General features: G+C 51.3%; 12 protein-coding genes, 1 tRNA gene and 1 pseudogene. 2 read left to right on the top strand and 12 right to left on the bottom strand.

Annotated elements, in window-relative coordinates; genetic code table 11:
- Positions 1-30: 30 nt before the first annotated feature.
- The 12 genes and pseudogenes from lonB to NWF35_RS01740 form a co-directional block, all read right to left on the bottom strand.
- Positions 31-1755: an ATP-dependent protease LonB gene (lonB, locus tag NWF35_RS01795; RefSeq protein WP_301237380.1), complete on the bottom strand. Its 1725-nt coding sequence runs from the start codon at positions 1753-1755 to the stop codon at positions 31-33.
- 359 nt (positions 1756-2114) lie between these two features.
- Positions 2115-3169: pseudogene (locus NWF35_RS01790) on the bottom strand (lipid II:glycine glycyltransferase FemX).
- A gap of 220 nt (positions 3170-3389) precedes the next feature.
- Positions 3390-4652 carry an ATP-dependent protease ATP-binding subunit ClpX gene (gene clpX / locus NWF35_RS01785; RefSeq protein WP_212774474.1) on the bottom strand — a complete coding sequence of 421 codons (1263 nt, stop codon included), beginning with the start codon at positions 4650-4652 and terminating at the stop codon, positions 3390-3392.
- Positions 4653-4659: 7 nt separating this feature from the next.
- Positions 4660-5256, bottom strand: coding sequence for an ATP-dependent Clp endopeptidase proteolytic subunit ClpP (gene clpP / locus NWF35_RS01780; RefSeq protein WP_301237379.1), 597 nt, complete (start codon positions 5254-5256; stop codon positions 4660-4662).
- A gap of 87 nt (positions 5257-5343) precedes the next feature.
- Positions 5344-6636, bottom strand: coding sequence for a trigger factor (gene tig, locus NWF35_RS01775; RefSeq protein WP_301237378.1), 1293 nt, complete (start codon positions 6634-6636; stop codon positions 5344-5346).
- 234 nt (positions 6637-6870) lie between these two features.
- Positions 6871-6947: transfer RNA gene (locus NWF35_RS01770), tRNA-Arg, on the bottom strand.
- 308 nt (positions 6948-7255) lie between these two features.
- On the bottom strand, positions 7256-7759 hold the full coding sequence (locus NWF35_RS01765; RefSeq protein WP_301237407.1) for a metallophosphoesterase family protein: 504 nt from the start codon (positions 7757-7759) through the stop codon (positions 7256-7258).
- Positions 7760-8067: 308 nt separating this feature from the next.
- Positions 8068-8700 carry an XTP/dITP diphosphatase gene (locus NWF35_RS01760; RefSeq protein WP_301237377.1) on the bottom strand — a complete coding sequence of 211 codons (633 nt, stop codon included), beginning with the start codon at positions 8698-8700 and terminating at the stop codon, positions 8068-8070.
- On the bottom strand, positions 8681-9442 hold the full coding sequence (rph, locus tag NWF35_RS01755) for a ribonuclease PH (protein WP_301237406.1): 762 nt from the start codon (positions 9440-9442) through the stop codon (positions 8681-8683). The genes NWF35_RS01760 and rph overlap by 20 nt, the downstream gene beginning before the upstream one ends.
- A gap of 128 nt (positions 9443-9570) precedes the next feature.
- Positions 9571-10614: a GerMN domain-containing protein gene (locus NWF35_RS01750; RefSeq protein ID WP_301237376.1), complete on the bottom strand. Its 1044-nt coding sequence runs from the start codon at positions 10612-10614 to the stop codon at positions 9571-9573.
- A gap of 81 nt (positions 10615-10695) precedes the next feature.
- Positions 10696-11547 (bottom strand): glutamate racemase, encoded by an 852-nt coding sequence (gene racE / locus NWF35_RS01745; protein ID WP_301237375.1) that lies wholly within the window; start codon positions 11545-11547, stop codon positions 10696-10698.
- A gap of 154 nt (positions 11548-11701) precedes the next feature.
- A complete protein-coding gene (locus NWF35_RS01740) occupies positions 11702-12145 on the bottom strand; it encodes a MarR family winged helix-turn-helix transcriptional regulator (protein ID WP_301237374.1) in 444 nt (147 codons plus the stop codon).
- A 272-nt stretch (positions 12146-12417) separates the two neighbouring features.
- Between NWF35_RS01740 and NWF35_RS01735 the strand changes: the two genes are divergently transcribed.
- Positions 12418-12969: a matrixin family metalloprotease gene (locus NWF35_RS01735; RefSeq protein WP_301237373.1), complete on the top strand. Its 552-nt coding sequence runs from the start codon at positions 12418-12420 to the stop codon at positions 12967-12969.
- 16 nt (positions 12970-12985) lie between these two features.
- Positions 12986-13687, top strand: coding sequence for a hypothetical protein (locus NWF35_RS01730; protein WP_301237372.1), 702 nt, complete (start codon positions 12986-12988; stop codon positions 13685-13687).
- Positions 13688-13784: the final 97 nt, after the last annotated feature.

The following is a 13784-nucleotide window of genomic DNA, read 5'->3' as shown; positions in this document are numbered from 1 at the left end:
AATGTTCGCCCCCTTCTTACAGGCATCTTATCACACATTCCCCCGACTTTCACCCTCCGGTTTCAAAGGGGAGGACATCAGCGGAGCCGGGGATGGGGAAAACAGACGCGTACCCGAAACCGACGGGTCCTCTTTCGGTTCGGACATTTTCAATGCATGGATCAACACTTCATCAAGGCGTTCCACCGGGATGACCTCGACGCCCTTCATTTCCTGAAACAGGGCCTGCATGTTGTCGGCCGGAATTAACACCCTTGACGCCCCCGCCTGCCTCGCCGCCTCCACCTTGGCCACGACACCGCCAACAGGTTTCACGCGGCCGTGAATGCTGAGTTCACCAGTCATCGCCAAGCGATTGTCGACCGGAATCTTTTTGATCGCCGAATAAATCGCCGTGGCCATCGTAACTCCCGCCGAAGGCCCATCCAACGGAATCCCGCCGGGAAAGTTGATGTGCAGATGATAGTCATAAGGGTTGACATCCGTCTTGCGCAACACGGTCAACACGTTTTCCACTGAACCGTGCGCCATGCTTTTGCGCCGCAATCGCCTTGCGGTGCTGCCCATCTCTTCCTCGTCCACCACACCGGTGATGCGCAAGCTTCCTTTGCCTTTTTCCTCAGCAGGAATGGCCGTCACTTCCACTTCCAACAATGTGCCCATATTGGGGCCATACACAGCCAACCCGTTGGCCAGTCCAATCTGCGGTGACGGCGGCACTTTCAACTCGGGACGGGGTGAGAGCTGACTGTTATGCGCCACCCATTCCACATCAGAAGTCCATACTTTTGTCCGTTGATCTGTCATCGCCAATCCAACCGCAGTCTGGACCATATTGACCGCTTCCCGTCCATTGGTGGCATATTTTTGGATCACCCGGATTGCTTCCGGTTCATAATCGAATGAAATGCGTTCCAACGCCTGTCGAGCGATGGTACCCACTTCGCCCGGCAACAACGGTCGAAAAAAGATTTCCATGCAACGGGAGCGGAGCGCCGGCGGCAATTCTTCCGGCGTGCGCGTAGTAGCCCCGACCAATCGAAAGTCCGCAGGCAACCCGTTTTGGAAGATGTCGTGGATGTAACCGGGCGTTTGGGGATCTTCAGAATTATAATAGGCGCTTTCCAAAAACACTTTGCGGTCTTCCAGCACCTTGAGCAATTTGTTCATTTGTACGGGATGCAATTCGCCGATTTCATCGATAAACAAAATGCCGCCATGTGCCTTGGTTACCGCACCCGGTTTGGGTTGGGGGATACCTGCCATCCCCATCGGACCCGCTCCTTGATAAATAGGATCGTGTACGGAACCAATAATGGGATCGGCAATCCCGCGCTCGTCGAATCGGGCAGTCGTGGCATCCATCTCCACAAATTTAGATTCGGATGTAAACGGGGACAGCGGATTCCGCTTGGCCACCTCCATGACCACGCGCGCGGCTGCGGTCTTGCCTACACCAGGCGGCCCGTAAATGATCACGTGTTGGGGATTGGGACCGCAAAGTGCTGCTTGAAGCGCTCGCAGTCCCTCCGATTGTCCCACAATATCTTCAAATCGCGCCGGTCTTGTCTTCTCTGCTAGTGGTTCGGTTAAGGAGACCATTCGCATCTTGTGCAGTTTTTCCACTTCTTTACGGGATTCACGATCCACCGCAGACCGACTCGTCTGCTGATTCCGAAGCAGATTCCAAAAATAAACCCCAATTACAACCGAAAAAAACACTTGCAAAATCATCAATAAGACAGTCCAGTTCAACCTGATCCCCCCCGTTGCAACCTCATCCGTCCAAGGGCGCCTCCCGCCCCGTGGGTCGTTCATAGTATGGCCGCAAAACGGTAGGGATAGTCACCTAAACCGAATACCTGCATCGGAGAGAGGTTGTTCACATTGTCCAACTCGCTCCGACTTCACTTTCCCGGCTCACTTCACCAGCGCCTTGCAAGAGGAACCCTTTCCCCGACTTTTTCCCCACGTAGATAAAGTCACTATCGGGAATAGGGTCCCCAAGATTTGTAAGACTTTCTAGGCACCATAGATGGACGCAGGCAAATTACGCTTCACTTAGAGAAAATTTATAGTTCCTTTATTTTCCAGATCGATGCTCGATCAGCACCTCACCGTTTCCTCATGTACATGTCAAACGCCCAATACAGCATCGGTTGCAACGGATAATCCCATTCACCGATCAGTTGGCAGGCTTCGCCGTGGAAACCCAATTGGAAGTTTAACAATCCAAACAACGGGGATTCGGCATCCAGTGACGGACTGATTCCGCGGAAGTCGTACGTATGTGCCCCCATTCGGTGGGCATCTTGGATCATCCGCCAATGCAGGGCGTAGTTGGGCATCTTGTCCCGATTTTCGTGGTGGGAAGCGCCGTAGAGCACCCAGACATGACCGGCCGTATGCAGCATCAATGCCGCCGACAACAACTGATCGTTCCAAATGGCGAGATATAACCGGATCCGGTCCGCATCATCCCGTTTCAATGCTCGGAACATCTGTTGGAAATAGGCATAGTTGCGCACACCGAACTGCTTGCGTTCGGCCGTGGCTTTCAACAGGTCGTAGTAAGCATCGAGATCCTGTTCCTCACCCACCGTGACCACCACTTGTTGCTTCTCAGCTTTGCGGATATTTTGCCGCCAGGATCGGCGAAATCCTTTCCATATGTCATCCAATGTCCTGTCTTTCAAGTTCAGACGGTATTCGAACTGCGGTTGCACTGTGGAAAAGCCTTCTTCCGGACTTTTCTTTTTCCAACCCATCTCCATCAATACCTGCTGCACATAGTCGGCTGCAGGATCTTGCCAATCCGGTCCCACATCGGTCAGTGATTTGCCCTTTAGCCCATGAGTGCGAATATCCCGGATATAGGATTGGATTGTTCGCGCATGCCATTTGGCGCGGACAACCGGTGGATCTATTTTGACGGTAAAGACGTTTCGCTCCTTGAGATAATCAAATAACGGAAAAACCAGTTCTTTAAATTTTTTGCTTTCCAATCAATCAAGGGACCACGCGGTATGTATGCGAGGAATTTATTGATTGCCGGCATTTTTCTATACAACACCAACGCGCATCCAACCATATTCCCGTCCGCTTCAAACCATCCGAGCAAGTCGTGTTGCCAATCCATCTTGACCTCGGCCCACGAAGGATATTGCATGAAGTTCGCCAACGGATGCTTTTCAATAAAAGACAAATATTCCTCCTTTTGTACTGTCTTCACTTCCATGCGGCATACACTCCACTTCCTGTTGATTTCTGTTAAAAATGTTGATTTCATGCTTGAATCCTCAAGCAAACTCCACCTTATTCTATCATAAATAAAAACACCTGCTGCCGCAGGTGTAACCAAACCGTGAAATATCGTTTTTATTGATACATCATGCGCTTTCTTCTTTTTTCTCGATCACGCGACCTTCTCGCGTCGTCAACTTCGGTCCCACTTTGTTGAGCACCGTTTCTTTCGTTACGACGCATTTGACCACATCGTCACGGGACGGGAGATCAAACATGACATCGAGCATGATAGACTCGATAATCGCCCTGAGTCCCCGGGCGCCGGTGTTCCGTTTGATCGCTTCTTTAGCAATGGCTCGGAGGGCGTCCGGCTCGAAATGCAATTCTACATTGTCCATCTCGAGCAATTTTTGGTACTGTTTGACCAGCGCATTTTTTGGTTCAGTCAAAATCCGTACCAACGCCTCTTCATCCAGCGGTTCCAATGTGGTGATCACCGGCAACCGACCAACAAATTCGGGAATCAAGCCGAATTTCAGCAGGTCTTCCGGCAGAACCATCTTGAGGTATTCACCGGGTTTCATATCGACGGAGTGCTTATCGGCACCGAATCCGATCACCTTTTTGCCGATCCGACGTTTGATGATCTGCTCCAGGCCGTCAAACGCACCACCGCAGATGAACAGAATGTTGCTGGTATCGATTTGAATGAACTCCTGATGAGGGTGTTTCCGGCCGCCTTGCGGCGGAACGCTGGCCACTGTTCCCTCCAGGATTTTGAGCAGGGCCTGTTGTACCCCTTCACCGGAAACATCCCGCGTGATCGACGGGTTTTCCGATTTGCGAGCCACCTTGTCGATTTCATCGATATAGATGATACCCCGCTCGGCTTTCTCCACATCGTAATCCGCCGCCTGGATCAGCTTGAGCAGGATGTTTTCCACGTCTTCCCCAACGTATCCCGCTTCCGTCAGAGAGGTGGCATCCGCAATCGCGAAAGGAACGTTCAGGATTCTTGCCAGTGTTTGCGCTAACAGCGTTTTCCCGCTTCCGGTGGGCCCCAACATGATGATGTTGCTTTTTTGGAGCTCCACATCATCCGATTTGTGGGAGGAGTTGATCCGTTTATAGTGATTGTAAACCGCAACGGAAAGTGCCTTTTTGGCATGATCCTGGCCGATCACATACTGGTCGAGGATGGCACGAATCTCTTGCGGTTTGGGCAGGTTTTTCAGATCAATTTCCTCTTCGCCGCCGAGTTCTTCCTCAACGATTTCGTTGCACAGCTCAATGCACTCGTCGCAGATGTACACTCCTGGTCCGGCGACCAGCTTGCGCACCTGATCCTGCGATTTGCCGCAGAAGGAGCATTTGAGCTGTCCTTTTTCTTCATTGAATTTGAACATCCCCTGCTCACCCCTTTCGATGGTTGGGCTGGGTGATCACTTTATCGATCAGGCCGTATTCGACCGCTTCTTGAGCACCCATGAAGAAGTCGCGATCTGTGTCGCGCTCGATTTTCTCCAGCGGTTGCCCGGTACGCTCCGCCAAGATCTTGTTTACCTTCTCCCGCGTGCGCAAAATCCAATCAGCATGGATTTTGATATCGGTTGCCTGGCCGCGCACGCCGCCGAGAGGTTGGTGGATCATGACCTCGCTATTGGGCAATGCATACCGCTTCCCTTTGGCTCCAGCCGCTAGCAGGAACGAACCCATGCTGGCAGCCAAGCCGATACAAATAGTCGACACATCCGCTTTGATGAACTGCATCGTGTCGTAAATCGCCATCCCTGCGGTGATGGACCCGCCGGGAGAGTTTATGTACAGGTGGATATCCTTCTCAGGATCTTCCGCATCCAAAAACAACAATTGAGAAACCACCAGATTGGCGACATGGTCGTCGATCGCGCTGCCGAGGAATATGATCCGGTCCTTCAACAGGCGAGAATAAATATCATACGCCCGTTCGCCCCGACTGGTTTGCTCGACGACCATTGGGATCAAGGTCACGCCATCCACCCCTTTTTAAAAGCAGTAGCAGTTTTAAAAACAAGGCACGTGTGGGAAACGTGCCTTGTTTTACCTGCTCTATCTTCATTATGCCGCATTTTTGCTGTTGGATACAAGTAGGTCGATTGTTTTTCGAATGACTAATTCTTCCTTGATCTGATCCAATCCTCCCTGTTGTTCAAAGAGGCGTTTGATCTCATCCAATTCACGATTGTATTGTTCAGCCAGTTTTTTCAGTTCTTCCTCTACTTCTTCATCCGTTACTTCCACGTTTTCCGCTTTCGCGATCGCTTCCAACACCAGGTTAGCCCGCACTTTTTTCTCGGCATCTTCCTTGAACTGCTCGCGCAGCGCGGCGTCATCCTGACCGGTGAACTGTTTGTACAGATCCAGGTTCATACCTTGGTAACGCAGTTGCTGATCAAAATGACGCAACATGTGGTCGATTTCATGTTCAATCATCACCGGAGGCAGGTCGATTTCAGCATTGGCCGCCGCCAGTTCCACCAATTTGTTGCGACGGTAATTTTCTTCGTCATTTTTGGCCTTTTCCTTGAGTTTATTCTCAATGTCCGCTTTCAATTCTTCCAGCGTATCAAATTCGCTCACGTCTTGAGCGAACTCGTCATCCAGCTCGGGCAGGCGCAACCGTTTGATTTCATGCAGTTTTACTTTGAAGACGGCTTCTTTACCGGCCAGCTCCTCAGCATGGTAATCTTCCGGGAAAGTGACGTTGATTTCTTTTTCTTCTCCCGGTTTCAGGCCAATCAGTTGGTCTTCAAAGCCCGGGATGAATTGGCCGGAACCCACTTCCAGGTTGTATTGTTCCGCGTTGCCCCCTTCAAACGGTTTACCGTCGATAAACCCTTCGAAATCAATGATGACGCGATCGCCTTTTTCCACCGCACCCTCTTCAACAACTTCCAGCTGGCCTTGCCGTTGTTGCATCTTTTTCAGTTCTTCTTCCACATCTTCCGGCTTAACGGAGAAATCTTTGGCCGGTACTTCCAACCCTTTGTACTCACCCAGTTTCACTTCGGGCTTCACGGTGACTGTCGCCTTGAAGATCAGTTCTTTGCCTTTTTCCATTTGCTCGATATCGATCTCCGGACGATCCACCGGCTCGATTCCCGTTTCCTCAACGGCCGCTTGATACGCTTCCGGCAGGAGGATATCCAGTGCATCTTGATACAACGCTTCCACACCGAAACGCTTTTCAAAGATCGGGCGCGGCACTTTCCCTTTGCGGAATCCGGGCACGGATACTTTTTTCACGACTTTTTTAAACGCTTGATCCAGTGCTTCGTTCACTTTGTCGGCGTCCACTTCAACGGTGAGCACGCCCTGGTTTTTCTCCGTTTTTTCCCAGCTTGCCTTCATCGGTTCTTCCCTCCTGACGAACTCTATTGACACAGATGAGATTCCATCCCACCGAATGACCGTAATTACAACCACTTCATTATAACATATGGACCTTTGTTTGCAACACGGCCAACAAGGCTCGAAAAGCCGTACATAACAGAAAAACCCCTCTTGGGGTTTTGAAACGTAGAAAACGGGACTCTTCGGGAGCCGAGTGGCCGGCTCCTGTTACCCGCTTACCAACAAGTTGGATGGCGTCCCAGGAGGGATTCGAACCCCCGACCAGCGGCTTAGAAGGCCGATGCTCTATCCAGCTGAGCTACTGGGACATAGATCATCGGTGAAATGAAAAATCAGCGTATTTATTATACCACGATCCATACACTTGTCAAGGTGAAGTGTTGATGGGGAAGCGATATCGTCTCCCCGTTCTCCATCGGTTGGCATACATTCAAAGTGACTTGCTCCACGGCTAAAACACCAGAGTCACTCCCTTTGGTCGGCGCGGACTTTCTCGCTTCATCTGGCGTGGCAACCCACATCCATCCACGATGGTTTCGTCCAAGCCTGGGTGATCGACCAAGGTTCACTCGCTATCTTCCTCACCCTGAAAGGCTGGTGTTTTCCCGCTCGTTCTTTATAAGACGAACGATCCGCCGCGCTCCTTGATGATCTCCCCGTTGGTCGTATAATAAGTGACATGGACCGTCCCCGTACCATCTGTCTCAAGGACGACATAGGAAGGAACACGAAATCCCCTCGGATAGGCAATACTGCCCGGATTGATGAACAACCGGCCGTTTGCCTGCTCACATACGGGAAAGTGCGAGTGACCGAAACAGGCGACGTGGGCATCTACTTCCTCCGCTCGATAACGAATGGGCAACAGCGATGTTTTTACCTGATACCGATGGCCGTGTGTCACATAAAAGCGAAGCCCACCAGCTTTCCACACCGATTCCTTGGGGACATCTTCCCAATCGCAGTTTCCCTGTACCACCGTCATGGACACATTCGGCAACTGATCGACGGAGGTGCAAAAGTCGCCACAGTGAATCACATGATCCGCCTTCACCTTTTGTACGATTTTTTTCAGCAAATTCGCTTTTCCATGGGAATCGCTCACAATGAGAACACGTATCGCTGACCCCTCCCATTCTGGTGTTTATCAGGATGGAGATGGGGAAATCCGGGGCTGATGCAGCTCATCCGGCATTTGCTCTGATTCCAGACGATTCGCTGATCCATATCGCATCGGTTTACTGGCTTACTCTACCCGCGACCTGCAAAGAAGTTTACTAAGGCCGTTCCGAACCGGGCGCACAGGACGCGGGCAAAGCCGCTTCGCTTGGAAGAATGCCCGCGATCATACTCCTGCGCTTTATTCGATGCTCAGTCGTGCTATGGAATGACCAGATACACCCTGGAATGGCCGAGTCCGCTCTCTCTTTACCACGCGAACTGAGAACGGAACAGCTCCAACAATTTTTCGATTGCTCGTGCCCGGTGACTGATCTCGTTTTTTCGTTCGGGAGACAGTTCCGCCATTGTTTTCCCTTCTTCCGGTACGAAGAACAGCGGATCATAACCAAATCCGTATTCTCCACGCGGCTGATCCACAATGCGACCGTGACACTCTCCGCGAACCACTCGCGTCTCTTCACCCGGCACAGCCAACGCAATTACGCAAACAAACATCGCATCGCGGTTTTTTTCGGGCTTGCGGTTCAGTTCCGCTAACAGCTTGCGGTTGTTATCCTCGTCGGTGGCATTGGAACCGGCATACCGGGCTGAATAGACGCCAGGAGCACCATTCAGCGCCGGTACCACCAATCCGGAATCATCGGCAATCACAGGACGATCCAGTGCGCGCATCGCCGTTTCCGCCTTTTTGATCGCATTGGCCTCAAATGTGTCGCCGTCTTCTACCACGTCGGGAATGCCTGCCACTTGTGTGAGATCCACCACCGGCAGCCCCAGCTCTCGCCGCAAAACGGCGTCAAATTCTTCCGTTTTGTGTCTGTTGCGGGTGGCCAATACCACTTCCGACCACCGCCACTCCCTATTCCGTTGCGTTTTCAACAGCGTTCCCTCCGATCAGCGCAGCCGCTTCTCCCAGCACTTCACGCTGATAGGCAATCAGCTGTTGCGTCCCCAGCTTGGCCAAATCCAACAGGCTGTGCAATTCTTCAGGGGTGAACGGGGCTTCCTCGCCCGTCCCTTGCACTTCGACATATTTACCCGAACCAGTCATCACCACATTCATGTCTACATGTGCCGATGAATCCTCTTCGTAACACAAGTCCAGACAAGGTTGTGCATCCACGATCCCCACACTGGTGGCGGCCAGAAAATCCTTCACCGGCAAACGGGGAAGCGTTCCCGCCTTCACCATTTTGTACAAAGCATCCACCATGGCCACAAAGGCACCCGTGATGGAGGCGGTACGGGTTCCGCCGTCCGCCTGGATCACATCGCAGTCCATCCAGAGCGTCCGCTCACCCAATTGTTCCAAATCCACCACTGAGCGAAGCGCACGACCGATCAAACGTTGGATTTCCATCGTGCGTCCGCCCACTTTTCCTTTGCTGGATTCCCGAATGGTGCGCGTCTGCGTGGCTCTCGGCAACATGGCATATTCCGCCGTCACCCAACCTTTCCCCGTTCCGCGCATAAAGGGGGGCACCTTGTCTTCCACCGTTGCGGTACAAATAACGCGCGTGTCACCGACACTAATGTAGACGGAGCCCTCGGCCGTTTTTATGTAATCCAGCACCATCTCCACTTTTCGCATCTCATTAAACGCTCGTCCGTCTACTCGCAATCGCTTCCCCTCCATCTTCAAATCCTCATCCATTATAGCATAACCGATTGGTTCCTCCGAAAGTCCGAAATGAAATTGCAAAAGAAAAAGAGGCAGTCTTCCACCTCTTGTCCAGATCACCGTAAGGATCAAAATTTACCGGGGTTGACGATTTCGGGACGCATCACCGGTTTCTCCAATGATTGACCGGTTTCTATCGTGCCGCCCGCCTTCCCGTCGACGGTGATTTTCACCTTTTTAGCGCCGGTGTTTTCCGTCAAAGAGAGGACAATGGTCTGAATGGCGTCTTTGGAAGCCGACTTTTGGTCACTGTACTGCAGCAATTCCTTGCTGAAATCGGCCATCACCGTATCCCCTTTCACGGTTGCGGCGTGGACTTGCGTCGTTTCGGCCAGTGCACTGCTGAGTCGGGACCCGTTTTGCGGTCCTTTCACCAATTCGGCCAATGTTGCTTGGGCCACATTATTCGTCCTGTTAATCATGCGTGTCACCGGCACATAATACACCATATTGTCTGGCGTCTGACCAAGGAAGTATAGCGTAACCGGCATGCTTTGGCTGACATTGACGCCTTCGGCCATTTCCACGTTGATCCCCTGTGCCCGCGTCAGTCCCTGTGCCGGGGTTTTACCTTTGGGCATCGTTTCCAGCGGATGTCCGTTTACCCAGATGTTCACCCGTTTGACGGAATCAAACCCCGTCAAGGTCCAGGTCACCGCGCTCAAAATCTGATTTTCCATCTTGGGATCATACGACAAGAACTCCTTAGAGAAGTCGACTGTGGCCGTACCATCCTGGATGTTGACCCCCTTTACTTGGGTTCCTTTCGGCAGGATCCCGCTGAATCCTTTGGGCAACACCCCTTTTTCCGGACCGTCCTTCACCAAGTAGCTGAGTGCCTCCTTGGCAATACCCTTCTCCTTTGGAATGGACAATGTGTAGGGAACCACATACCCCAAATCGGTTAACAGATACAACTCCACTCCGCCCTGCTTTTTGGCCGAAACCGCTTTGGCCGTGCCCCCCGCCATTCCCTGTTCTTTCGGTTGCAGATCTGCCGGCGGCGGATCAATGACACGCGAGGTTTTCTCATTAGGACCGTACAAGCAACCGGACAGCAATAACGAGATGAGGAGCAACACCATGCCGACATAAGCGGTTCTTCTTCGCATCTCATTCCCTCCTTGGACAAAGTTCCATTACATGTATACGAGCCCTGGAGGGAACTTATCACCGCGAATGTCAAAACTGTATTAAACTCCGGATACACTAGTAGTGACAACCGGTTCCAGCTCGGCTTGTTCCACTTTGATGGGCATGCCCAACCAGCGTTCGGCGATCTGGCGGAACCCTTCCGGTTCCCCACTGGTGAAAAACTGATGTGAGACCTGACCGGCGGGCTGTTCCCTATCCGCCAGCAGTCGTTTGTGATTGAGGACCACACTCAATTCGCGGGCAGTCTCTTCGGCTGAACTGATCAGGGTCACCTGTTCGCCCATCACTTTCCCGATTAAATCAGCAATCAACGGATAATGCGTACAACCCAATATCAATGAGTCCACATCCTGCCCTTTCATGGGCGCCAGCGACGTTTCCACAACCCGATACGCCTGCTCCGTCGGACCCACACCGCTTTCCACCAGCGGCACCAAAGCTGGGCAAGCATGACTGACGACAAACAAATCAGGATGAATCCGCTTGAGCGTCTTCTCATATGCGGCACTTTGAATCGTTCCCTGCGTGCCGATCACGCCGATCCGTCCGTTTTTCGAGGCCTTGATGGCCGCACGTGCCCCCGGTTCGATGACGCCGAGCACGGGGATATCCACTTGCTCCCTGATCAACTCCAACGCGGCTGCTGTCGCCGTATTGCAGGCAATAACCAAAGCTTTCAACGGGAAGCGCATCAAAAAACGCACGATCTCCAACGTGAATTGCCGCACTTCTTCCGTCGAGCGCGGTCCATACGGACACCGACGCGTGTCACCAAAATATAAGACCGTTTCCCGTGGCAATTGGCGGAAGACTTCCTTGACCACAGTCAATCCGCCAACGCCGGAATCCAAAATGCCGATAGCGCGATTGCTGGATGTCAATTGGTCCATGGTTGTCAGCTCATTCCTCCACTTTTTCTCTTAACTTGCCGTTTTACCGTGGTTACAGCTCTCTCTGCTTGACCGATTGATATATCTTATGTCGGTCGATCCTTCGATGCTTATACTAGAGTGTGGTTGTTCCATCTTTTATATTCGGAAGCACCTAATCTTTCATCCGCTCGTACAACAACTCCAGATGCTGGCCGATGGCTTTGATCTCCTCAGGGGAAAAGTGCCCCAATTTATCAGCCAGATACTCCTGGCGAGCTTGCATCACGTCGCGAATGATGGTTTCTCCCCGTTCCGTCATGTGAATACGGACCACCCGTCGGTCCCGGTCGTCTCTAATACGGGTCACGAATCCGCTTTTCTCCATTCGGTCAATCAGATCCGTCATGGTACTGCAAGCCAAACACATTTTCTGGCTCAGCTCACCGATCGTCAAATCCCCTTCCTCCATTAAATAGATCAATGCGGTGAATTGCGGAGGGGTGATGGGAAAACGTGTCAATATTTCACGTCCCTTTTGTTTGACGATGGTGCTGATCCCCCGTAGCAAACGCTCGATTTTATTGACCAACTCCGGTGAATGTGAATGAGTCCTCATCTTCTTCTCCCTCAATCAATCTCAATCCATCGTCTTTTATTGTAACCGGAAATTTCGCAGGTTCATCCTTTCTAAGAAAAACAGGTTATGAAAAGTATACAAAAAACCCGACCGAGTGACAAACAGAAAACCAAATCGATCAGCTGTTATGTATCAGGTTGAATAAGAAAGGTAATTTTGTTTGCTTAATATTTACAATTATTAATTTATTCGCTAATATTAATTCAAAATGGAAAATATATGAGTATGAGGAATGGAGGAGGCCTTGCCGTATGAATCATCTTAGACGGATAAGCGCGGGAATCATCGGGGTTTTGATCGCCTTCGGTCTCCTGAAGGCACCATACGCTTCGGCATTTTCCCCCTGGTATGTCGTCGGAAGTTCGGGACCGATCTGGCATCAGCCCAACTATTATGTTTATTACCGCTGGGGCGGCAACATCAACAGTGGGACAACCTATTATGAAGGATTTCGGCAGGCAATTGCCGATTGGAACAATGCCCAGGGGCAACGGAAATTTATCCGGGGAGGGTCGACTGCCCCAGGGGCGTTGGACACTTACAACCTAGCCGACGGCACGTACGGTACCACCAACCTTTCCGGAAACACCTCTACCGGTTCCATCAAGGCCTGGGCCTCCAAAATCAATCGGTGGTATTCCAAAACCCATACGTTCAGTGGAGCGCGAAACACAGGTGGACATGAACTGGGCCATGCTCTCGGACTCCATCACACGAACAATTACGCCATCATGAATGCCAGGGAAACCGGGATCAAGATGCCACAGTCGGATGACATCAAGGGCATCAACTACATTTACTAATGAAGGAGGCATTCCTTTGTCCAATACCCCGAAAAGATTGTGGATACTGATCGGGATACTGATTATCGGCACTGTTGTTTTTTTTATCCCTTCCCAACCATCACAGCCAACCGAGATCCGGATCACTTCCTCATCGCAAACCATCACCGTCAACACACTGAAGGAAATGACACACCTAGCAGACTACATCGTGGTGGGTACGTTTAAAAGTTTCGATTCCATTTGGAATGCCGCACGTATGGGAGACGGTCCTGACGCCAAACCGGATCCCCACCACTACGCAGAAGGACGTCTGTACGACTTTCGAGTGAACGAAGTGTTGAAGGGTTCAATTCCCGATCGCACTATCAAAGTTAGCATCATCTACGCCAAAGAGGAACAGGGCCTCAACATCAACGGACAACCAACCCGTCTGATGATGAGGGACCCTCATTTTGTCGCGCCTGTGTTCGGCAAAAAATACATCTTGTTTTTGACCAAGGCAAACAATGCTCCCCCCATTTATGGCATCCCTTTTCACCCCTATCAAATTCAATTCGATGGAGCCGGCAAAGCCGTGTTGAAAAAACCAAACAGCCGACCAATAATCGAGAAAAAACAGTCCGGGTCTACTCAAGTAGTGATCACTCACGAGACGGATTTCAAAATCAATGACACCATTACCGGCAAGGATTTCAAACAGATCAAGGCGGAGATTCTGCGGGCAACAAAACGGTAATATCATCTGGGGATTGTCCTGATCATATGTACCTATTGCAAAATCATCATGACAAGGGCTTCTCAAATGTGTAGGTGATGTCAACCATTCCGTCAGG

The sequence above is a fragment of the Polycladomyces subterraneus genome (assembly GCF_030433435.1).
Taxonomy (GTDB): Bacteria; Bacillota; Bacilli; order Thermoactinomycetales; family JIR-001; genus Polycladomyces; species Polycladomyces subterraneus.
This window is presented reverse-complemented; position numbering and strand designations above follow the sequence as displayed.

Bases quoted from the DNA above. Each gene is read 5' to 3' on its own strand.
- clpX (WP_212774474.1), bottom strand. From the start codon at position 4,652: ATGTTCAAATTCAATGAAGAAAAAGGACAGCTCAAATGCTCCTTCTGC.
- tig (WP_301237378.1), bottom strand. From the start codon at position 6,636: ATGAAGGCAAGCTGGGAAAAAACGGAGAAAAACCAGGGCGTGCTCACC.
- NWF35_RS01750 (WP_301237376.1), bottom strand. From the start codon at position 10,614: ATGCGAAGAAGAACCGCTTATGTCGGCATGGTGTTGCTCCTCATCTCG.
- racE (WP_301237375.1), bottom strand. From the start codon at position 11,547: ATGGACCAATTGACATCCAGCAATCGCGCTATCGGCATTTTGGATTCC.
- NWF35_RS01740 (WP_301237374.1), bottom strand. From the start codon at position 12,145: ATGAGGACTCATTCACATTCACCGGAGTTGGTCAATAAAATCGAGCGT.
- NWF35_RS01735 (WP_301237373.1), top strand. From the start codon at position 12,418: ATGAATCATCTTAGACGGATAAGCGCGGGAATCATCGGGGTTTTGATC.